The following is a 22,938-nucleotide window of genomic DNA, read 5'->3' as shown; positions in this document are numbered from 1 at the left end:
TAAATCGGACAAATGTTAAAGATTTTACTTTTTCATTTGTTCGATTTTTTGACTTTGAAGCATAATAAAAAGCAGTTGGACAATGGCGATTGTAACATCATTGTTCGACTGCTTTTCTGATTAACTTGATTGACTAAGATTTATTTTCCTGTACCGAAAACATCATGCCATTCGTTTCGTTTGTCTAGAAATGCTTGAGCGATAGTTTTAGCACCTTCTAATGAATGACTTGCTGCCCAGCCACATTGTACTTCATTACAAGCAGGCACTTCAGTAGCATTTAGCACATCATTTAAAGTTGCTTCAACAATATTTAATACATCATCATAATTATCATGATTAATAAATGATACATAGAAACCAGTTTGGCAACCCATAGGACTTAAATCAACAACTTTGTCACTATGATTTCTAATATTTTCAGCCATTAAATGTTCTAATGAATGTAGTCCGGGCATATCCATATGTTCTTTGTTTGGTTGTTTGAAACGAATGTCGTATTTGTGAATGACATCTCCGTTTAATCCTTCCATCGTTCCCGCTAATCTAATAAATGGGGCAACCACTTTAGTATGATCTAAATTGAAACTTTCAACATTCATTTTTGTCATTTTGAATTTCCTCCTATTAACTACTCAAAACTATAAAACGCTTATGATTTGTTGCATTATAAAACTTAAGTTTGTTGTAAGTTGTGTTTCTAACAATACTTAAATTGTAACAATAGGGCTTATGTTTTACAATTTGAAACTGTTTTATAAATTTATGAAAGGCTTTTAGTTATTAGAAAATTTTGTAAATAAAGAAAAACTAGATGACATCATGAGATAAAACCGATAGAATAAGTAATAATTCATTTTGAAAGAACAAAATATTGTGGATGATTAAAATGAGTGTAGGGTAAAAGGGAGATAGTAAAAAATGAGTGAAAAACAACAAATTCTCGATTATATAGAAACAAATAAATATAGTTATATCGAAATCAGTCATAGAATTCATGAACGTCCTGAACTTGGTAATGAAGAAATATTTGCGTCTCGAACTTTAATAGATCGTTTGAAAGAGCATGATTTTGAAATTGAAACCGAGATTGCTGGGCATGCAACTGGGTTTATAGCGACATATGATTCAGGTCTTGACGGGCCAGCTATAGGTTTTTTAGCAGAATACGATGCTTTGCCAGGGTTGGGTCATGCTTGTGGTCATAATATCATTGGAACTGCAAGTGTGCTTGGTGCAATTGGTTTGAAGCAAGTGATTGACCAAATTGGTGGTAAAGTAGTCGTTCTTGGATGTCCAGCTGAAGAAGGTGGGGAAAATGGTAGCGCTAAAGCTTCTTATGTCAAGGCTGGTGTGATTGATCAAATAGACATTGCCTTAATGATTCATCCGGGAAATGAAACTTATAAAACGATTGATACTTTGGCAGTGGATGTTTTAGATGTTAAATTTTACGGAAAAAGTGCTCATGCCTCTGAAAATGCAGATGAAGCGTTAAATGCATTAGACGCTATGATTAGTTATTTTAATGGTGTAGCACAACTACGACAACATATTAAAAAAGATCAACGTGTGCATGGTGTGATTTTAGATGGCGGGAAAGCAGCTAATATTATTCCAGACTATACACATGCTCGTTTTTATACTAGAGCAATGACGCGTAAAGAATTGGATATATTAACAGAAAAAGTAAATCAAATCGCACGTGGAGCTGCGATACAGACTGGTTGTGATTATGAATTTGGTCCAATTCAAAACGGTGTGAATGAATTCATTAAAACGCCGAAATTAGATGATTTATTTGCTAAATATGCTGAAGAAGTTGGTGAAGCAGTTATTGATGATGATTTTGGTTATGGCTCTACGGATACAGGGAACGTAAGTCATGTTGTGCCAACAATACATCCTCATATTAAAATAGGATCACGTAATTTAGTAGGACATACGCATAGATTTAGAGAAGCGGCTGCGAGTGTACATGGTGATGAAGCATTAATTAAAGGTGCTAAAATAATGGCGTTGATGGGGTTAGAGTTAATTACAAATCAAGACGTTTATCAAGACATTATTGAAGAGCATGCGCATTTGAAAGGGAATGGGAAGTAATGACAAATAATGGTAATGAGCCGAACTTAACGTTAAGTGATTTATATGACAAAGATGTTGTCTATACGTCAAGACCTTCGTATATATCGAATCCATGGTTGAAACCGGACGAACATCAATCTAATTTTTTAACTGGTAGGGAGTTATTAATAGCAAATCAATTACCTGTTATTGTTCACGAAGCTAGTGCGACAGACAAATTGCATCAGCTATTTCAAGTTATTGGTAAGGAAGTACCGAACTCAATTTATACATTTAACAATCAGCAATCTTACGAAAACTTGATCAAACAATTGGCACATAAGGAAAATAAAAAGATTTATTTTCAATATATTCATGATGAAACAATCTTGAATCAGCAATATTATGCATTAGATAAAACGTTATTTGTTGCTTTAAATAATAAAGCAAGAATACCTGAATGGACAAATGGGAAGTTTTTACCAAAAAGAAAAGTTGTAAAAATTGAGCAATTCGAAAACGAGATTAAGAATTGGGAATTCCCGTTAGTAATTAAGCCGGGAGATGATCTTCCGACAGCAGGTGGCTATGGCGTTATGATTTGTTATCATGATGCAGATTTACAAAAAGCGATAACGCGTATTAAAGAGGCAACTGCTGAAACGAATTCGCTTATTATCGAACAGAAGATTGAAGAAAAAGCGAATTATTGCGTTCAGTTTGCATACTCGGAATCGCTAGGCATTCAATATCTTGGTGCGGCAACGCAATTAACGGATAAGTACGGATTTTATAACGGAAATGAAAATACTACTAATGTACCAGAGCACGTTATAGAAGCAGGTAGACAAATTATGGAAAACGGTGTGAATCAAGGATTCTTTGGTGTAGCTGGTTTTGACCTACTCGTCGATGAGGATGATAACGTTTATGCGATTGATTTAAACTTTAGACAAAATGGTTCAACGAGCATGTTATTACTTGCTAACGAGTTGAATTCAGGATATCAAAAGTTTTATAGTTATCATTCAAAAGGTGATAACACACATTTCTTCAATACGATTTTGAAATATGTCAAAGAAGGTAGTTTATACCCGTTATCTTATTATGATGGTGATTGGTACGGTGAAGATAAAGTTAAATCAAGGTTTGGCTGTATTTGGCATGGTGATTCAAAAGAAACAGTACTGGAGAATGAACGCGCATTTTTAGCTGAACTTGAACACTATTAGAGTTCGGAACATAAGGCGCTACAATGTTGTGTTGCCAGTAGTTGACTGAATATGCGTTTGTAACAAGCTTTTTTCGATTCTAGTCAACAGTAATTAAATTTATGATATGGCAATACTTTGTAATACTAATATTAAATGGCGACTTTTATTTCACTATGTTATAAGAGTTGCCATTTTGTTGATAAAGGTATACTAAAGGTTATCGTTTTGAAATTTTTAGTAACTAGATATGTTTCGTGTTATAGACCGAATTTGTGTATACGTAAAATTTAATGCTATTGAATTTTTAAAATGAAAAACATGACATTAAATTGAATTCATAATATGTCTAATTGACTAACTTGTTGGAGTCATTTACTATTTTATGTATGACATATTTTAAAAAGTGAGGGTCAAGCATGTCTTATAAAGCATATCCATTCTTTAGAGATATATTAATAAATGAATGTATTTATTTCGCCTCTAAAAATAAAAAACTAGTACGCCTAAATTATAAAAGTGAAGCGTATGTAGGCGTTTGGACAGAAGAAAGTGTGGCCGTATCATTTTTAACAAGTCGTAATATTCCATTTGATAAAGTTGTAAAAATGGACGTTGATCGTTTTGCTACTTATGAATTAGATGAATTGTTTGATGAACAAGACCATATTATTATGAATCAAACAATGGAAGAAGAAGGGCATCTACTAAACGTTGTAGCTGTTACACAAGAAGTGATGACGGAATTAGATAAAATTAGAATCAAAGAATTTGTCCAAGATGTAGCAAAATATGATGAAGTATACGGCTTAACTAAAAAAGGTAGTAAGCAGTTTATTCTCATTAGTGAAAATGATAGCGACGAAAAAAAGCCGCATATTATGCCTGTATGGAGTATTAAAAACAGAGCGTTAAAAGTTCGAGATGAAGATTTTGAAGAGTGTGATTTAATTACGATTGAAGGTTCTGTTTTCGGAGAATGGCTAGATGAACTTAGAGATGATCATAAAGCCGTTGCGATAGATTTAAAAACTGGCGTGGTTGGTACAATTGTTTCAGCGCAAAAATTGTCTAATGAACTTACATTTTAATTGAATTGAGTTGTAATTAATTAAGTGATAATAAATGGAACAATACGTATTCAAAACACTTAGACCATAAAATAAAAGGCCATTTATATAGCGTTTATTTAAAACAACGCGCATATAAATGGTCTTTTTCTATTTTTCTAAATATAATGCACCAATAGCACCTGAAAATGCGCCGTTTTCAACATAGTACGGTTTGCAACCGCGTAACACAGTATAATCTTCCACAACTTTGCGTAATAAAGCGTTATTATGAAATGAAGAACCGATATAAACGATATTTTCAGTTTTAAATTCACGTGCAACAGTAATGGCCATTGTCGTAACAACTTCGCCAACGACACCAATAACGGCTGCTAATTTATTGCTAGGTGTAAAATCAGCATCTAAATGATGTAGTACATGACCAAAATTAGCTGCTGTTAAATCACCGGGAATGGGTGGTTCGGTATCTTTATAAATATGTCTAACCTTTAAATCGATAGTGTTACGATCACCGTGTTGTGCCATGTCAGTTAACTGTTTATAATCAGTGATTTGACTTAGTAAATAACCGAGTCCTTGAATCATGCCTCCACCTGTACCGATACCACCTACACGACGTTGTGATTGGCCGTCGAAATAATGTAGTGACGTACCGGTACCAACATTTGCAAAAATATAATCTGCTAAGTCATGGCCTTGCTCTTTTAACAAAATACCTAGTCCTTGAGATGCAGCATCAAACTCTACAAAAATTTGTGCAGGAATGTTGATGTTTTCAGCAATGACACCTGCATTACCTCCAGTTAAGCATAATTTTTCAATTTGCTGTTGGTTTAACCATTCCACAACTTGATCAATATTTTTAGTTAATTCAGTTTTAAAAGTACGTTGGTTATCTTGCTCTTGAACGATTTTAATTAGTGTACCGCCAGCGTCAATGCCAACTTTCATAAGATTCCCACCTCATTATTAATGTCTATCCTTAAATAATAGTATAGTAAAATGACTAAAAAACAAGTAATAATAGTAATTATTAACAAATTTGATGCCATTGTATTTCAACATTGTAAGCGTATCGCAATTAATGTATTACAAACGTAGACGTTAAGTTATATATATTATTTTCTAGGAATTTTGAAGTTGTATAGGATTGTTAGTTAGTGACGCAATATTAAAAGTAGTTCGTACGCAGTGTATTTGTAAGTCTCTGATTAAAATGATAAGTAATGAGGAGTAGCACATTAATTTTGAAATTTAAAAAATATAAATAAGTAATTTATTTAACTTAGAGCAAATAATGGTATCGTAGTGAAATAATAGGTAAAATAATATGGGGATTCATGCTTCATATATAAAAAGATAGGGGTTAAATATATGGCTAAAGAACTTTGTTTTGAAGGTATCACTTTAAAAGCATTTGATGAACAATATCGTTCAGCAATTAATGATTTTGACTTGAATGAAAGACAACAAATATATTCATCTTTACCTAAAGAAGTTATTGATGATGCAATTAATGATGCTGATAGGATTGCTAACGTAGCAATAAACGATAAAAATGAAGTGGTGGGCTTTTTTGTATTACATCGTTACTATCAGCATGAAGGTTATGATACACCTGAAAATGTCGTTTATATTCGTTCATTATCGATTAATGAAAAATATCAAGGTTTTGGATATGGCACGAAAATAATGATGTCATTGCCGCAATATGTTCAAGGTGTATTTCCTGATTTTAATCATCTATATCTAGTAGTAGATGCGGAAAATGACAATGCTTGGAACCTATACGAACGTGCTGGATTCATGCATACAGCGACTAAAGAAGAAGGACCAATTGGCAAAGAACGACTATATTACTTGGACTTAGATTCAAAACATGTTTCGTCATTAAAGCTTGAAGAAGAAAGTCGTTCAGAAGTGACCAATGTACATATCATTAATTTAATGATTGATGGCCAAAAGGTTGGCTTTATCGCATTGGAGCAGATTGGTGAACGCATGAACATTGCTGCTATTGAAGTGGATAAATCATATCGCTTTAATGGTATTGGTTCAAGTGCTCTGCGACAATTGCCAACTTACTTAAGAAAAAACTATGACAACCTTAATGTGATTACGATGATTCTGTTTGGAGAGAATAATGATTTTAAACCATTATGTTTAAATAGTAATTTCGTTGAAATCGAACAAACTGATGATTATGTCGTTTTCGAAAAATATTTAAATTACTAACAGTGATTGCGAAATATGATATTGTCATTTATAATTTAGTTTTGTTACTATATATAAATGAATTCAGACGTATAAATTTAGATTATATCCTTCGAAAGGAAGTATTGGGCAATGAAAATTCAAGATTATACAAAACAAATGGTTGATGAAAAATCATTTATTGATATGGCTTATACATTATTGAATGATAAAGGCGAAACTATGAACTTATATGATATCATCGATGAGTTTAGAGCGTTAGGTGATTATGAGTACGAAGAAATTGAAAATCGCGTTGTACAATTTTACACAGATTTAAACACAGATGGTCGTTTTTTAAATGTTGGAGAAAATTTATGGGGATTACGTGATTGGTATTCGGTAGATGATATTGAAGAGAAAATCGCACCAACTATTCAAAAATTCGATATTCTGGATGCAGATGATGAAGAAGATCAAAACTTAAAATTATTGGGCGAAGATGAAATGGATGACGACGATGATATTCCAGCTCAAACAGATGATCAAGAAGAACTAAATGATCCAGAAGATGAGCAGGTTGAAGAAGAAATCAATCATTCGGATATAGTCATTGAAGAAGATGAAGATGAACTAGACGAAGACGAAGAAGTGTTTGAAGACGAAGAAGACTTCAACGATTAATTTTTTGTTTGACTTTTAGTTGAAAGATGATAAAATTTTATTCGGGCTCCTTTAAATAGGACACGTGTATAAAATTTATACGCTCCCCTTACAGAATTTGTGAGAGGGAGCGTTTTTTTATTTAATTGAGTAAATCAAGAAATGATAACGCAAAAATCAAAGTTGTAAATGATATACATAGTGACATAGCAGTATGGAAACGGTAAGTAAACAGAATTTAATTTTGTCGAATTCGACAAATAAACAACTTGAATGAGCTTGCTTTAATGTTATGTTTTACGTGATTTTTACAATTGATGAGGAAGCATTCCCTTTAATAATTAGGAGGTCAAGACATGACAAAATTTATTTTTGTAACAGGTGGCGTAGTTTCATCATTAGGGAAGGGTATTACAGCATCTTCTCTAGGTAGATTATTAAAAGATAGAGGTCTAAATGTAACAATTCAAAAATTCGATCCATACTTAAATGTTGACCCAGGTACAATGAGTCCTTATCAACATGGTGAAGTATTCGTAACGGATGATGGTGCAGAAACTGACCTAGACTTAGGACATTACGAAAGATTTATTGATATTAATTTAAACAAGTTTTCAAATGTGACAGCCGGTAAAGTGTATTCACACGTATTGAAAAAAGAACGTCGTGGTGATTACTTAGGCGGAACAGTTCAAGTTATTCCGCATATTACAAATGAAATTAAAGAACGTTTATTACTTGCAGGGGAAAGTACGAATGCAGACGTTGTTATCACTGAAATTGGCGGTACAACAGGTGATATTGAGTCATTACCGTTTATTGAAGCGATTCGTCAAATTCGTAGCGATTTAGGTAGAGAAAATGTTATGTATGTTCACTGTACATTACTGCCTTATATTAAAGCTGCTGGAGAAATGAAAACGAAGCCAACACAACATAGTGTTAAAGAATTACGAGGCTTAGGTATTCAACCAGACTTAATCGTTGTAAGAACTGAATATGAAATGACACAAGATTTAAAAGATAAAATTGCATTATTCTGTGACATTAATAAAGAAAGTGTTATTGAATGTCGTGATGCAGACTCTTTATACGAAATTCCATTACAATTAAGCCAACAAAATATGGATGATATCGTTATTAAACGTTTACAATTAAACGCGAAATATGAAACACAGCTTGATGAATGGAAACAGTTGTTAGATATCGTTAATAATTTAGATGGTAAAATTACAATTGGTTTAGTAGGTAAATATGTTAGCTTACAAGATGCATATTTATCAGTTGTTGAATCATTGAAACATGCTGGATATCCTTTTGCCAAAGATATTGACATTAGATGGATTGATTCAAGTGAAGTAACAGATGAAAATGCAGCCGAATACCTTGCAGATGTCGACGGTATTTTAGTACCAGGTGGATTTGGTTTCCGTGCAAGTGAAGGTAAAATTAGTGCAATTAAGTATGCTAGAGAAAACAATGTACCATTCTTTGGTATTTGTTTAGGAATGCAACTTGCAACAGTTGAATTTTCAAGAAACGTATTAGGCCTTGAAGGCGCACATTCAGCTGAATTAGACCCAGCAACACCATACCCAATTATAGATTTATTACCAGAACAAAAAGATATCGAAGATTTAGGTGGTACATTACGCTTAGGCTTATATCCATGTTCAATTAAAGAAGGCACATTGGCACAAGATGTTTATGGTAAAGCGGAAATTGAAGAAAGACATCGTCATCGTTATGAATTTAATAATGACTATAGAGAACAATTAGAGGCAAATGGTATGGTAATTTCTGGTACAAGTCCAGATGGACGTTTAGTAGAAATGGTAGAGATTCCGACAAATGATTTCTTTATTGCTTGTCAATTCCACCCAGAATTCTTATCTAGACCAAATCGTCCGCACCCGATTTTTAAATCATTTATTGAAGCTTCATTAAAATATCAACAAAATAAATAAATTTGCTAATAAAACCGGTACTTTCATTGTTAAACATTGAAAGTACCGGTTTTTCGTATAATTTTAATATTATGTTAGTGACAAGGTATGAAATAACAATAGTGACTTTTATAATTCTAAGTCTCTTGTCATTTCAATCATTTGTGTATAAATGTCATAGTATACATAATTCAATGCCATCGCATGTGGTTGGACAATCTTATCGTAATCTTCAGTGTAGACTATAGGTCTTGGTGTAGATAAATCGATAAAATGTACGAGATGATCAGGGAAATCATCTGTTTTAGGTTTGTTGCTTATTAAGACCACATCGATATCTAAGTCGATAAGTTTTTGAATATCTAATGCAACTTGATCATTATAAAATGGTGCGAATAATAATACACGATCAGTTGAGTCAATTTCTTTAAAGTCTTTAATAGCGTCAAGTTTTCGGCTAGATTTTAAACGCTCATCACTATGTAGAATGAAACTTTCGAAAAACTGTAAATCATCATAACCTTTTACATAAACATAACCTTCGCCACCAATTGCTTGAATTAAACATTGGGCGGCCATTTGAATTTCTAAAGATTGTTTTTCTAGCCTATTAAAGATACCTATTAGTTGTGTGTTTAAGATTTTTGACATCTTTATCCTCCAATCTACTTATAAAATATTGTAATTAATGACTACATATTATGCAACGGCTTAAATTGTATAAAAATGTATACGTTTGCATTTAGTATAACTATCGCATTTTTCAAAAAATACACATTTAATCTGCAGTATTTCAATGCATTGACGCTATTTTTTTGATATAATTACTTTGAAAAATACGTGCGTAAGCACTCAAGGAGGAACTTTCATGCCTTTAGTTTCAATGAAAGAAATGTTAATTGATGCAAAAGAAAATGGTTATGCGGTAGGTCAATACAATATTAATAACCTAGAATTCACTCAAGCAATTTTAGAAGCGTCACAAGAAGAAAACGCACCTGTAATTTTAGGTGTTTCTGAAGGTGCTGCTCGTTACATGAGCGGTTTCTACACAATTGTTAAAATGGTTGAAGGGTTAATGCATGACTTAAACATCACTATTCCTGTAGCAATCCATTTAGACCATGGTTCAAGCTTTGAAAAATGTAAAGAAGCTATCGATGCTGGTTTCACATCAGTAATGATCGATGCTTCACACAGCCCATTCGAAGAAAACGTAGCAACAACTAAAAAAGTTGTTGAATACGCTCATGAAAAAGGTGTTTCTGTAGAAGCTGAATTAGGTACTGTTGGTGGACAAGAAGATGATGTTGTAGCAGACGGCATCATTTATGCTGATCCTAAAGAATGTCAAGAACTAGTTGAAAAAACTGGTATCGATGCATTAGCGCCAGCATTAGGTTCAGTTCATGGTCCATACAAAGGTGAACCAAAATTAGGATTCAAAGAAATGGAAGAAATCGGTTTATCAACTGGTTTACCATTAGTATTACACGGTGGTACTGGTATCCCAACTAAAGATATCCAAAAAGCAATTCCATTTGGTACAGCTAAAATTAACGTAAACACTGAAAACCAAATCGCTTCAGCAAAAGCAGTTCGTGACGTTTTAAATAACGACAAAGAAGTTTACGATCCTCGTAAATACTTAGGACCTGCACGTGAAGCTATCAAAGAAACAGTTAAAGGTAAAATTAAAGAGTTCGGTACTTCAAACCGCGCTAAATAATTAATATTTAGTCTTTAAGTTATTAATAACGTAGGGATATTAATTTTAAAAGAAGCAGACAAAATGGTGTTTGCTTCTTTTTTATGTTGTATAAGTAATAAATAAAACAGTTTGATTTTAAAATGAAAGCGTAAAAATGGTAAAATATATCAAAATTGATTGTGATATAATTATAAGGAAAATGAGCAATTTATGAAAAAAGTTTACGTGAAAACCGTAGAATTAAAACTAAATAATTGTCAAAACAACGTCAATATTTAGTTGAATAATCAGACTTTAGACCATGGTCAAGTGGGGAAGAACAGCATATATTAGTAAAGGTGAATGATTTGTTATTAATCAATCGAAAATAGAAAGACAAGATTTTAACGATTAAAATAAACTATTTTACAAATAAAGTAAAATTAATTTATAATGCTAATAATGCAAAAAATTAAAAAGTAATGGACAAAGGAGATAAATGATATGGCTCAAGAGGTAATAAAAATAAGAGGTGGACGCACACTAAATGGGGAAGTTAATATCAGTGGCGCGAAAAACAGTGCTGTAGCTATCATTCCTGCAACATTATTAGCTCAAGGACATGTGAAATTAGAAGGGTTACCGCAAATCTCTGATGTTAAAACTTTAGTGAGTTTATTAGAAGATTTAAATATTAAGGCATCACTAAATGGTACGGAATTAGAAGTTGATACAACTGAAATACAAAATGCTGCATTACCAAATAATAAAGTTGAATCATTACGTGCTTCATACTATATGATGGGTGCCATGTTAGGTAGATTTAAAAAATGTGTGATTGGTTTACCGGGAGGATGTCCACTTGGGCCACGTCCAATTGATCAACATATTAAAGGATTTAAAGCTTTAGGTGCTGAAATTGATGAATCAAGCACGACATCAATGAAAATTGAAGCTAAAGAATTAAAAGGTGCGCATATTTTTCTAGATATGGTTAGCGTAGGTGCAACAATTAACATTATGCTAGCTGCAGTTTATGCAACAGGACAAACTGTAATTGAAAATGCTGCTAAAGAACCGGAAGTAGTTGATGTTGCTAACTTCTTAACAAGTATGGGAGCTAATATTAAGGGAGCGGGTACATCAACAATTAAAATCAATGGTGTCAAAGAATTACATGGTTCTGAGTATCAAGTTATACCTGATAGAATTGAAGCAGGCACATATATGTGTATCGCTGCAGCATGTGGAGAAAATGTTATATTAAATAATATTGTTCCGAAACATGTAGAAACATTAACTGCTAAATTTAGTGAATTAGGTGTGAATGTTGATGTAAGAGACGAAAGAATTCGCATCAATAATAATGCGCCATATCAATTTGTTGATATTAAAACACTAGTATATCCAGGTTTTGCTACTGATTTGCAACAGCCTATTACACCATTATTATTTATGGCAAATGGTCCTTCATTTGTAACTGATACGATTTATCCGGAGCGTTTTAAACATGTTGAAGAATTAAAGCGCATGGGTGCAAATATTGAAGTTGACGAAGGCACAGCAACGATAAAGCCATCAACATTACATGGTGCTGAAGTTTATGCTAGCGATTTAAGAGCAGGAGCTTGTTTAATTATTGCTGGTTTAATTGCTGAGGGTGTAACTACAATTTACAATGTAAAACATATTTATAGAGGTTATACAGATATTGTAGAACACTTAAAAGCTTTAGGTGCAGATATTTGGACGGAAACTGTATAGATTTATCTTGTTTTGTGGTATAATAATTATACTGATTAAAAAAGGGTGTTCGTTTACATTCTAAATTTATTGATGAGAGGTGAAGATGATGGAAGTATGTCCGTATCTCGAAGAAACTTTTAAAATACTTGGTAGAAGTTGGAATGGATTAATCATTAATTATCTCTCAAGATGTAATGACTGTTCAGCACACTTTTCCGATATGAAAAGAGATTTGAAAACAATAACACCACGTGCTTTAAGTCTTAAGTTGTCAGAGCTTGCACAATGGGAGTTAGTTGAGAAGCAAATCATTTCTACGAGTCCAGTACAAATTATTTATGTGCTAACTGAAAAAGGTAAAGCGTTAGCAGAGGCTTTACATCCAATTGAAGCATGGGCGCAATCATATGTCGATTTAACAGATCAACGTACTGCTAAATAATTACATGACGTTTAAACATAGCATTGATTATAACTATTTCTAAGTCTTCGCATTATTTGCGATGATGTGGGAATAGTTATTTTTATTTAAAAATATAAAAAAATAGATGCAGCAAAATTTTAAAGCATTTTATTTTGAACATATTAAAAGGGAGCGTATCATAATGGAATGTAATGTTTATATCGTATGCATTACGGATAAATAATATATAAATCATTCTTGAGGAGTGAAAGAATAATGAGAGACTACACAAAGCAATACATTAATGGCGAATGGGTAGAAAATAATAGTAATGAAACGATAGAAGTTATAAATCCAGCAACCGAAGAAGTAATCGGGAAAGTTGCTAAAGGCAATAAAGCTGATGTTGATAAAGCTGTCGAGGCGGCAGACAATGTTTATTTAGAGTTCCGTCATACATCTGTGAAAGAAAGACAAGCGTTATTAGATAAAATTGTAAAAGAATATGAAAACAGAAAAGACGATATTGTACAAGCTATTACGGATGAATTAGGTGCTCCTTTATCATTATCTGAGCGTGTCCATTATCAAATGGGACTAAACCATTTTGTTGCAGCGAGAGACGCATTAGATAACTACGAATTTGAAGAACGCCGCGGAGATGATTTAGTTGTTAAAGAAGCAATCGGTGTATCTGGCTTAATTACACCGTGGAACTTCCCTACAAACCAAACATCATTAAAATTAGCAGCAGCATTTGCGGCTGGTAGTCCAGTTGTACTTAAACCATCTGAAGAAACACCATTTGCAGCTGTTATTTTAGCTGAGATTTTTGATAAAGTCGGTGTTCCTAAAGGTGTATTTAACCTTGTTAATGGTGATGGTGCTGGCGTTGGGAATCCTTTATCTGAGCATCCTAAAGTACGCATGATGTCATTTACAGGATCAGGCCCTACTGGTTCTAAAATTATGGAAAAAGCTGCTAAAGATTTTAAAAAGGTATCATTAGAGCTTGGTGGCAAATCACCATACATCGTCCTAGATGACGTAGATATTAAAGAAGCGGCTAAAGCAACAACAGGCAAAGTTGTTAATAATACTGGTCAAGTATGTACAGCTGGTACACGAGTTTTAGTGCCTAAAAAAATTAAAGATGCATTCTTAGCTGAATTAAAAGAACAATTTAGCCAAGTGCGTGTCGGTAATCCAAGAGAAGATGGTACACAAGTAGGCCCTATCATTAGTAAAAAACAATTTGATCAAGTACAAAATTATATTAATAAAGGTATTGAAGAAGGTGCTGAATTATTTTATGGTGGTCCTGGTAAACCAGAAGGACTTGAAAAAGGATACTTTGCACGTCCGACAATTTTTATTAATGTGGATAATCAAATGACGATAGCACAAGAAGAAATTTTTGGGCCAGTAATGTCAGTTATCACTTATAACGATTTAGATGAAGCGATTCAAATTGCAAATGATACAAAATATGGTTTGGCAGGATATGTTATTGGTAAGGACAAAGAAACATTGCATAAAGTAGCTCGTTCTATTGAAGCAGGTACAGTAGAAATAAACGAAGCAGGTAGAAAGCCAGATTTACCATTTGGTGGCTATAAACAATCTGGTTTAGGTCGTGAATGGGGCGATTATGGTATTGAAGAGTTCTTAGAAGTGAAATCTATAGCTGGATATTTTAAATAAATTTGATTTTTGAATTAAAAATCGCAATAAAACAGTGCACATGACTAATTAAGTTTTGTGTACTGTTTTAATTTTGCAATTTTTATAAATAGATTTTGTAATTAAAATAAAAATTTGCTATAGTTATTCATGTATTTAAAAGGTTGGGGATTAGCATAATGGGATTGTGCTAGCACAGTTATTTATGCATTGTCATGCCTATCTATTACTTACTAACTAAAAAATAATGAAATGGGTGTAAACTATATGCCTGAAAGAGAACGTACATCTCCTCAGTATGAATCATTCCACGAATTGTACAAGAACTATACTACCAAGGAACTCACTCAAAAAGCTAAAACTCTTAAGTTGACGAACTATAGTAAATTAAATAAAAAAGAACTTGTTCTAGCTATTATGGAAGCACAAATGGAAAAAGATGGTAACTATTATATGGAAGGTATCTTAGATGATATACAACCAGATGGTTATGGTTTTTTAAGAACAGTGAACTATTCTAAAGGGGAAAAAGATATTTATATATCTGCTAGCCAAATTCGTCGTTTTGAAATTAAACGTGGGGATAAAGTAACTGGGAAAGTTAGAAAACCTAAAGATAACGAAAAATATTATGGCTTATTACAAGTTGACTTTGTCAATGACCATAACGCAGAAGAAGTGAAGAAACGTCCGCATTTCCAAGCTTTGACACCACTTTATCCAGATGAGCGTATTAAATTAGAGACAGAAACACAAAATTATTCAACGCGCATCATGGATTTAGTAACACCGATTGGTTTAGGTCAACGTGGTTTAATAGTGGCGCCACCTAAAGCAGGTAAAACATCGTTATTAAAAGAAATAGCGAATGCAATCAGTACGAACAAACCAGATGCAAAGCTATTTATTTTGTTAGTTGGCGAGCGTCCTGAAGAGGTAACAGATTTAGAACGCTCAGTAGAAGCTGCTGAAGTCGTTCATTCAACGTTTGACGAACCACCAGAACACCATGTTAAAGTAGCTGAATTATTACTTGAACGTGCAAAGCGTTTAGTAGAAATTGGGGAAGATGTCATTATTTTAATGGATTCTATAACGAGATTAGCACGCGCTTATAACTTAGTTATTCCACCAAGTGGTCGTACATTATCAGGTGGTTTAGATCCTGCATCTTTACACAAACCAAAAGCATTCTTCGGTGCAGCGAGAAATATTGAAGCGGGTGGAAGTTTAACAATACTTGCAACTGCATTAGTTGATACGGGTTCACGTATGGACGATATGATTTACGAAGAATTTAAAGGAACAGGTAACATGGAGTTACATTTAGATCGTAAATTGTCTGAACGTCGTATCTTCCCTGCAATTGATATTGGCAGAAGTTCAACGCGTAAAGAAGAATTGTTGATAAGTAAATCTGAATTAGACACATTATGGCAATTAAGAAATCTATTCACTGACTCAACTGACTTTACTGAAAGATTTATTCGCAAACTTAAAAGGTCTAAGAATAATGAAGATTTCTTCAAGCAGCTACAAAAGTCTGCAGAAGAAAGTACTAAAACGGGTCGACCTATAATTTAATAAACATTATATAGGGGCTTGCGTTTTGAATTAATTACCTTTATAATTACACAGTATTGGGTAAAAACTCACAAATAACTCTGTTCCAGATGGTTCAGGGCAAAGGAGCTGAAAATAATGAAACAAGGAATTCATCCTGAGTATCACCAAGTAATCTTTTTAGATACTACTACAAACTTCAAATTCTTAAGCGGTTCTACAAAAACATCTTCAGAAATGATGGAGTGGGAAGATGGAAAAGAATACCCAGTTATTCGTTTAGATATTTCATCTGATTCACATCCATTCTACACTGGACGTCAAAAATTCGCTGCTGCGGATGGACGTGTGGAACGTTTCAACAAAAAGTTTGGTCTTAAATCAAACAACTAATATAGTAATCGTTAAGCTGTCTGCATCCTATAATGGAATTGTAGACAGCTTTTTTATTTATAAGCGTAGTAAGGGTATATACTTATGACTGTGTTCAAAGAAGTGACTCAATACCATGTTGTTAATACATAATGATAAATTTCCCCCTTTATTAAAGTTTGTATTGAGTAGAAACACCGCACGAATAAGAAGCAACAAATTAGAATAGCTGTATATAAATATGCAAGACAAATTTATAAAATAATTGTTCATGTACAATATCGATATAATTATGAAAAAGACATTTATGAATATTTGAAATATGATATAATAAAGCGATTATGTTTTGAAAAAGGTGGAACTCTCAATGTATGAAACTTACCATTCCGGTTGGATAGAATGTATTACAGGTAGTATGTTTAGCGGTAAATCCGAAGAACTAATAAGACGTCTAAGAAGGGGTATATACGCTAAACAAAAAGTCGTTGTATTTAAACCGGCGATTGATGATCGATATCATAAAGAAAAAGTGGTCTCTCATAATGGTAATGCCATTGAAGCGATTAATATTTCTAAAGCAAGTGAAATTATGACGCACGACTTAACTAATGTTGATGTTATAGGAATAGACGAAGTGCAATTTTTTGACGATGAAATTGTAAGTATAGTAGAAAAACTATCAGCAGATGGACACCGTGTTATTGTTGCTGGATTAGATATGGATTTTAGGGGCGAACCGTTCGAACCAATGCCTAAATTGATGGCTGTCAGTGAACAAGTAACGAAACTTCAAGCAGTTTGTGCTGTTTGTGGTTCTTCATCTAGTAGAACGCAACGATTAATAAATGGTAAACCAGCTAAAATCGATGATCCGATTATCTTAGTAGGTGCCAATGAAAGTTATGAGCCACGTTGTCGCGCGCACCATATCGTAGCACCTAGTGATAATAATAAGGAGGAATTATAAGTGTTTGATCAATTAGATATTGTAGAAGAAAGATACGAACAGTTAAATGAACTGTTAAGTGACCCAGATGTTGTAAATGATTCAGATAAATTACGTAAATATTCTAAAGAGCAAGCTGATTTACAAAAAACTGTAGATGTTTATCGTAACTATAAAGCTAAAAAAGAAGAATTAGCTGATATTGAAGAAATGTTAAGTGAGACTGATGATAAAGAAGAAGTAGAAATGTTAAAAGAGGAGAGTAATGGTATTAAAGCTGAACTTCCAAATCTTGAAGAAGAGCTTAAAATATTATTGATTCCTAAAGATCCTAATGATGACAAAGACGTTATTGTAGAAATAAGAGCAGCAGCAGGTGGTGATGAGGCTGCGATTTTTGCTGGTGATTTAATGCGTATGTATTCAAAGTATGCTGAATCACAAGGATTCAAAACTGAAATAGTAGAAGCGTCTGAAAGTGACCATGGTGGTTACAAAGAAATTAGTTTCTCAGTTTCTGGTAATGGCGCGTATAGTAAATTGAAATTTGAAAATGGTGCGCACCGCGTTCAACGTGTGCCTGAAACAGAATCAGGTGGACGTATTCATACTTCAACAGCTACAGTGGCAGTTTTACCAGAAGTTGAAGATGTAGAAATTGAAATTAGAAATGAAGATTTAAAAATCGACACGTATCGTTCAAGTGGTGCAGGTGGTCAGCACGTAAACACAACTGACTCTGCAGTACGTATTACCCATTTACCAACTGGTGTCATTGCAACATCTTCTGAGAAGTCTCAAATTCAAAACCGTGAAAAAGCAATGAAAGTGTTAAAAGCACGTTTATACGATATGAAAGTTCAAGAAGAACAACAAAAGTATGCGTCACAACGTAAATCAGCAGTCGGTACTGGTGATCGTTCAGAACGTATTCGAACTTATAATTATCCACAAAGCCGTGTAACAGACCATCGTATAGGTCTAACGCTTCAAAAATTAGGGCAAATTATGGAAGGCCATTTAGAAGAAATTATAGATGCACTGACTTTATCAGAGCAGACAGATAAATTGAAAGAACTTAATAATGGTGAATTATAAAGAAAAGTTAGATGAAGCAATTCATTTAACACAACAAAAAGGGTTTGAACAAACACGAGCTGAATGGTTAATGTTAGATGTATTTCAATGGACGCGTACGGACTTTGTAGTCCACATGCATGATGATATGCCGAAAGCGATGATTATGAAGTTCGACTTAGCATTACAACGTATGTTATTAGGAGAGCCTATACAGTATATAGTTGGCTTTGCCTCATTTTATGGTAGAACGTTTGATGTAAACTCAAATTGTTTGATACCAAGACCTGAAACTGAAGAAGTAATGTTGCATTTCTTACAACAGTTAGAAGATGATGCAACAATCGTAGATATCGGAACGGGTAGTGGTGTACTTGCAATTACTTTGAAATGTGAAAAGCCGGATTTAAATGTTATTGCTACTGATATTTCACTTGAAGCAATGAATATGGCTCGTAATAATGCTGAGAAGCATCAATCACAAATACAATTTTTAACAGGGGATGCATTAAAGCCCTTAATTAATGAAGATATCAAGTTGAACGGCTTGATATCTAATCCACCATATATAGATGAAAAAGATATGGTTACGATGTCTCCAACGGTTACGAGATTCGAACCACATCAGGCATTGTTTGCAGATAACCATGGATATGCTATTTATGAATCAATCATTGAAGATTTACCTCACGTTATGGAAAAAGGCAGCCCAGTTGTTTTTGAAATTGGTTACAATCAAGGTGAGGCACTTAAATCAATAATTTTAAATAAATTTCCTGACAAAAAAATCGACATTATTAAAGATATAAATGGCCACGATCGAATCGTCTCATTTAAATGGTAATTAGAAGTTATGCCTTTGCTATGATTAGTTAAGTGCATAGCTTTTTGCTTTATATTATGATAAATAAGAAAGGCGTGATTAAGTTGGATACTAAAATTTGGGATGTTAGAGAATATAATGAAGATTTACAGCAATATCCTAAAATTAATGAAATAAAAGACATTGTTTTAAACGGTGGTTTAATAGGTTTACCAACTGAAACAGTTTATGGACTTGCAGCAAATGCGACAGATGAAGAAGCTGTAGCTAAAATATATGAAGCTAAAGGCCGTCCATCTGACAATCCGCTTATTGTTCATATACACAGTAAAGGTCAATTAAAAGATTTTACATATACTTTGGATCCACGCGTAGAAAAGTTAATGCAGGCATTCTGGCCGGGCCCTATTTCGTTTATATTGCCGTTAAAGCCAGGCTATCTATGTCGAAAAGTTTCTGGAGGTTTATCATCAGTTGCTGTTAGAATGCCAAGCCATTCTGTAGGTAGACAATTATTACAAATCATAAATGAACCTCTAGCTGCTCCAAGTGCTAATTTAAGTGGTAGACCTTCACCAACAACTTTCAATCATGTATATCAAGATTTGAATGGCCGTATCGATGGTATTGTTCAAGCTGAACAAAGTGAAGAAGGATTAGAAAGTACGGTTTTAGATTGCACATCTTTTCCTTATAAAATTGCAAGACCTGGTTCTATAACAGCAGCAATGATTACAGAAATACTTCCGAATAGTATCGCCCATGCTGATTATAATGATACTGAACAGCCAATTGCACCAGGTATGAAGTATAAGCATTACTCACCCAATACACCACTTACAATTATTACAGATATTGAGAGCAAAATTGGAAATGACGGTAAAGATTGGTCTTCTATAGCTTTTATTGTGCCGAGTAATAAGGTGGCGTTTATACCAAGTGAAGCGCAATTCATTCAATTATGTCAGGATGACAATGATGTTAAACAAGCAAGTCATAATCTTTATGATGTGTTACATTCACTTGATGAAAATGAAAATATTTCAGCGGCGTATATATACGGCTTTGAGCTGAATGATAATACAGAAGCAATTATGAATCGCATGTTAAAAGCTGCAGGTAATCACATTATTAAAGGATGTGAACTATGAAGATTTTATTCGTTTGTACAGGTAACACATGTCGTAGCCCATTAGCGGAAAGTATTGCAAAAGAGGTTATGCCAAATCATCAATTTGAATCAAGAGGTATATTCGCTGTGAACAATCAAGGTGTTTCGAATTATGTTGAAGACTTAGTTGAAGAACATCATTTAGCTGAAACGACCTTATCGCAACAATTTACTGAAGCAGATTTGAAAGCAGATATTATTTTGACGATGTCGTATTCGCACAAAGAATTAATAGAGGCACACTTTGGTTTGCAAAATCATGTTTTCACATTGCATGAATATGTAAAAGAAGCAGGAGAAGTTATAGATCCATACGGTGGAACAAAAGAAATGTATGTACATACCTATGAAGAACTTGTAAGTTTAATTTTAAAATTAAAAGATATTATTTGCTAGTAGGAATTCTGTATAATTAGTATATGTTAACAGTTAAATAAGTTATAATAGAGGAGTGTAGCACTTTGCTATATTCCTTTTTTATTTTTAGGAAGGGTGGGCTTTTATGAAAGATTTGACAATGTTATTAGACGAATTAAAAGATATGTCCTTTTTTAATAAAGGAGATATATGTTTAATTGGATGTTCAACATCGGAAGTCATTGGCGAAAAAATAGGGACTGTCGGTTCGATGGAAGTTGCAGAAACTATTTTTAATGCATTAGATGTTGTGAGTAAAGAGACAGGCGTTACTTTTGCTTTTCAAGGATGTGAACATATCAACAGAGCGATAACAATAGAAAAATCTCAGTATAATCCATTAACAATGGAAGAAGTTTCCGTCGTTCCAGATGTCCATGCTGGAGGGAGTTTGGCAACATACGCTTTTCAGCATATGAAGGATCCGATCGTGGTCGAACATATTACTGTTCCTTGTGGAATTGATATTGGTCAAACGTTAATAGGCATGCATATTAAACATGTATGTGTACCTGTAAGGACTTCAGTAAAGCAAGTAGGACAGGCAATTGTAACTATTGCCACATCTAGGCCGAAAAAGATTGGTGGCGAACGTGCTAAATACCAATAAGTTTTTTTGAAAGAAGGGGAGATTTTATGTCTTATATCACCAAGCAAGATAAAGTTATCGCAGAAGCAATCGAGAGAGAATTTCAGAGACAAAATAGCAACATAGAGTTAATCGCATCGGAAAATTTTGTATCGGAAGCGGTTATGGAAGCACAAGGTTCAGTGTTGACTAATAAGTATGCTGAAGGCTATCCAGGACGCCGATATTATGGTGGCTGTGAGTTTGTAGATGTTACTGAAAGCATCGCAATTGATCGTGCTAAAGCATTGTTTGGAGCTGAACATGTCAATGTTCAACCACATTCAGGTTCACAAGCGAACATGGCTGTTTACTTAGTTGCATTAGAAATGGGCGACACAGTTTTAGGTATGAATTTGAGTCATGGTGGTCACTTGACACATGGAGCGCCTGTTAATTTTAGTGGTAAATTCTACAATTTCGTTGAATATGGAGTAGATAAAGACACAGAACGAATCAATTATGATGAAGTTCGTAAATTAGCGTTAGAGCATAAGCCTAAGCTTATTGTGGCAGGAGCATCAGCATATTCAAGAACAATTGACTTCAAAAAGTTTAAAGAAATCGCAGATGAAGTAAACGCTAAGTTAATGGTAGACATGGCACATATTGCAGGATTAGTAGCGGCAGGTTTACATCCAAATCCAGTAGAATATGCTGATTTTGTAACAACTACAACACACAAAACATTACGCGGACCACGTGGTGGTATGATTTTATGTAAGGAAGAATATAAAAAAGACATAGATAAAACAATTTTCCCTGGTATTCAAGGTGGACCTCTTGAGCATGTTATTGCAGCAAAAGCAGTTGCTTTTGGAGAAGCGTTAGAAAATAATTTCAAAACGTATCAACAACAAGTGGTTAAAAACGCAAAAGTTCTGGCAGAAGCATTAATTAATGAAGGATTTAGAATTGTTTCTGGCGGTACAGATAATCACTTAGTAGCTGTTGATGTAAAAGGGTCTATAGGACTTACTGGTAAAGAAGCTGAAGAGACTTTAGATTCAGTTGGTATCACATGTAACAAAAATACCATTCCGTTCGATCAAGAAAAACCTTTTGTAACGAGTGGTATACGTTTAGGTACACCTGCTGCAACAACGCGTGGATTTGATGAAAAAGCTTTTGAGGAAGTTGCAAAAATCATCAGTTTAGCATTGAAAAATAGTAAAGATGAAGAAAAATTACAACAAGCTAAAGAACGCGTTGCGAAATTAACAGCTGAATATCCTCTATATCAATAAACATACACAAAGATAGGAG

22 protein-coding genes are annotated in these 22,938 nt (G+C 33.7%); 19 read left to right on the top strand and 3 right to left on the bottom strand.

Translation table 11 applies throughout. From position 1 onward, the window contains the following. Positions 1-140: 140 nt before the first annotated feature. Positions 141-611: an S-ribosylhomocysteine lyase gene (locus JQN76_RS00690; protein WP_000164421.1), complete on the bottom strand. Its 471-nt coding sequence runs from the start codon at positions 609-611 to the stop codon at positions 141-143. Between the two features lie 310 nt (positions 612-921). Between JQN76_RS00690 and JQN76_RS00685 the strand changes: the two genes are divergently transcribed. The 3 genes from JQN76_RS00685 (at position 922) to JQN76_RS00675 (ending at position 4,369) form a co-directional block, all read left to right on the top strand. Next, a complete protein-coding gene (locus tag JQN76_RS00685; RefSeq protein ID WP_001291497.1) occupies positions 922-2,106 on the top strand; it encodes a M20 family metallopeptidase in 1,185 nt (394 codons plus the stop codon). After that, positions 2,106-3,299, top strand: coding sequence for an L-aspartate--L-methionine ligase LdmS (gene ldmS / locus JQN76_RS00680; protein WP_000183726.1), 1,194 nt, complete (start codon positions 2,106-2,108; stop codon positions 3,297-3,299). Before JQN76_RS00685 ends, ldmS begins: the two co-directional genes overlap by 1 nt. A 398-nt stretch (positions 3,300-3,697) precedes the next feature. Then, the gene (locus tag JQN76_RS00675; RefSeq protein WP_000120550.1) at positions 3,698-4,369 is read left to right on the top strand and encodes a DUF2750 domain-containing protein; all 672 of its coding nucleotides are present in this window, start codon (positions 3,698-3,700) and stop codon (positions 4,367-4,369) included. Between the two features lie 129 nt (positions 4,370-4,498). On the opposite strand, the gene coaW is transcribed toward JQN76_RS00675, so the two are convergent. Further along, positions 4,499-5,302 (bottom strand): type II pantothenate kinase, encoded by an 804-nt coding sequence (gene coaW / locus JQN76_RS00670; protein WP_000862727.1) that lies wholly within the window; start codon positions 5,300-5,302, stop codon positions 4,499-4,501. Positions 5,303-5,725: 423 nt separating this feature from the next. Between coaW and JQN76_RS00665 the strand changes: the two genes are divergently transcribed. The 3 genes from JQN76_RS00665 to JQN76_RS00655 all read left to right on the top strand — a co-directional run bounded on the left by JQN76_RS00665 (position 5,726) and on the right by JQN76_RS00655 (position 9,174). Then, complete coding sequence (locus JQN76_RS00665) at positions 5,726-6,586, top strand: GNAT family N-acetyltransferase (RefSeq protein ID WP_001040736.1); 861 nt, start codon at positions 5,726-5,728, stop codon at positions 6,584-6,586. Between the two features lie 111 nt (positions 6,587-6,697). Continuing rightward, positions 6,698-7,228: a DNA-directed RNA polymerase subunit delta gene (rpoE, locus tag JQN76_RS00660; RefSeq protein ID WP_000701483.1), complete on the top strand. Its 531-nt coding sequence runs from the start codon at positions 6,698-6,700 to the stop codon at positions 7,226-7,228. A 335-nt stretch (positions 7,229-7,563) separates the two neighbouring features. Beyond that, positions 7,564-9,174 (top strand): CTP synthase, encoded by a 1,611-nt coding sequence (locus JQN76_RS00655; protein ID WP_000159960.1) that lies wholly within the window; start codon positions 7,564-7,566, stop codon positions 9,172-9,174. A 108-nt stretch (positions 9,175-9,282) separates the two neighbouring features. On the opposite strand, the gene JQN76_RS00650 is transcribed toward JQN76_RS00655, so the two are convergent. Beyond that, positions 9,283-9,804 (bottom strand): DUF2529 domain-containing protein, encoded by a 522-nt coding sequence (locus JQN76_RS00650; RefSeq protein WP_000036005.1) that lies wholly within the window; start codon positions 9,802-9,804, stop codon positions 9,283-9,285. Positions 9,805-10,021: 217 nt separating this feature from the next. Here JQN76_RS00650 and fdaB point away from each other — a divergent pair, with 217 nt between their 5' ends. The 13 genes from fdaB (at position 10,022) to glyA (ending at position 22,919) form a co-directional block, all read left to right on the top strand. Then, positions 10,022-10,882 (top strand): class IIb fructose-bisphosphate aldolase FdaB, encoded by an 861-nt coding sequence (fdaB, locus tag JQN76_RS00645; protein ID WP_001131841.1) that lies wholly within the window; start codon positions 10,022-10,024, stop codon positions 10,880-10,882. 465 nt (positions 10,883-11,347) lie between these two features. Continuing rightward, positions 11,348-12,607 (top strand): UDP-N-acetylglucosamine 1-carboxyvinyltransferase, encoded by a 1,260-nt coding sequence (locus tag JQN76_RS00640; RefSeq protein WP_000046602.1) that lies wholly within the window; start codon positions 11,348-11,350, stop codon positions 12,605-12,607. 88 nt (positions 12,608-12,695) lie between these two features. Next, positions 12,696-13,031, top strand: coding sequence for a winged helix-turn-helix transcriptional regulator (locus JQN76_RS00635; protein WP_000451438.1), 336 nt, complete (start codon positions 12,696-12,698; stop codon positions 13,029-13,031). 237 nt (positions 13,032-13,268) lie between these two features. Then, positions 13,269-14,696 (top strand): aldehyde dehydrogenase family protein, encoded by a 1,428-nt coding sequence (locus JQN76_RS00630; protein WP_001836714.1) that lies wholly within the window; start codon positions 13,269-13,271, stop codon positions 14,694-14,696. A 246-nt stretch (positions 14,697-14,942) separates the two neighbouring features. After that, complete coding sequence (gene rho, locus JQN76_RS00625) at positions 14,943-16,259, top strand: transcription termination factor Rho (RefSeq protein WP_001115101.1); 1,317 nt, start codon at positions 14,943-14,945, stop codon at positions 16,257-16,259. Positions 16,260-16,376: 117 nt separating this feature from the next. Further along, a complete protein-coding gene (locus JQN76_RS00620; RefSeq protein WP_000808968.1) occupies positions 16,377-16,631 on the top strand; it encodes a type B 50S ribosomal protein L31 in 255 nt (84 codons plus the stop codon). Positions 16,632-16,977: 346 nt separating this feature from the next. Then, entirely contained in the window at positions 16,978-17,577 is a 600-nt protein-coding gene (locus JQN76_RS00615) for a thymidine kinase (RefSeq protein WP_000273356.1), read from the top strand. After that, positions 17,578-18,654 (top strand): peptide chain release factor 1, encoded by a 1,077-nt coding sequence (gene prfA, locus JQN76_RS00610; RefSeq protein ID WP_000460242.1) that lies wholly within the window; start codon positions 17,578-17,580, stop codon positions 18,652-18,654. It abuts the gene before it with no gap. Then, on the top strand, positions 18,641-19,477 hold the full coding sequence (gene prmC / locus JQN76_RS00605) for a peptide chain release factor N(5)-glutamine methyltransferase (RefSeq protein ID WP_000248733.1): 837 nt from the start codon (positions 18,641-18,643) through the stop codon (positions 19,475-19,477). Before prfA ends, prmC begins: the two co-directional genes overlap by 14 nt. Positions 19,478-19,560: 83 nt before the next feature. After that, positions 19,561-20,607 carry an L-threonylcarbamoyladenylate synthase gene (locus tag JQN76_RS00600; protein ID WP_000379892.1) on the top strand — a complete coding sequence of 349 codons (1,047 nt, stop codon included), beginning with the start codon at positions 19,561-19,563 and terminating at the stop codon, positions 20,605-20,607. After that, entirely contained in the window at positions 20,604-21,023 is a 420-nt protein-coding gene (locus JQN76_RS00595; RefSeq protein WP_000697334.1) for a low molecular weight protein arginine phosphatase, read from the top strand. Before JQN76_RS00600 ends, JQN76_RS00595 begins: the two co-directional genes overlap by 4 nt. 106 nt (positions 21,024-21,129) lie before the next feature. Next, positions 21,130-21,654 (top strand): TIGR01440 family protein, encoded by a 525-nt coding sequence (locus JQN76_RS00590; RefSeq protein ID WP_000654185.1) that lies wholly within the window; start codon positions 21,130-21,132, stop codon positions 21,652-21,654. A gap of 26 nt (positions 21,655-21,680) precedes the next feature. Continuing rightward, positions 21,681-22,919 (top strand): serine hydroxymethyltransferase, encoded by a 1,239-nt coding sequence (gene glyA, locus JQN76_RS00585; RefSeq protein ID WP_000120494.1) that lies wholly within the window; start codon positions 21,681-21,683, stop codon positions 22,917-22,919. Positions 22,920-22,938 lie beyond the last annotated feature (19 nt).

Source organism: Staphylococcus sp. SM3655 (assembly GCF_016917315.1).
Classification (GTDB): Bacteria; Bacillota; Bacilli; order Staphylococcales; family Staphylococcaceae; genus Staphylococcus; species Staphylococcus aureus.
This window is presented reverse-complemented; position numbering and strand designations above follow the sequence as displayed.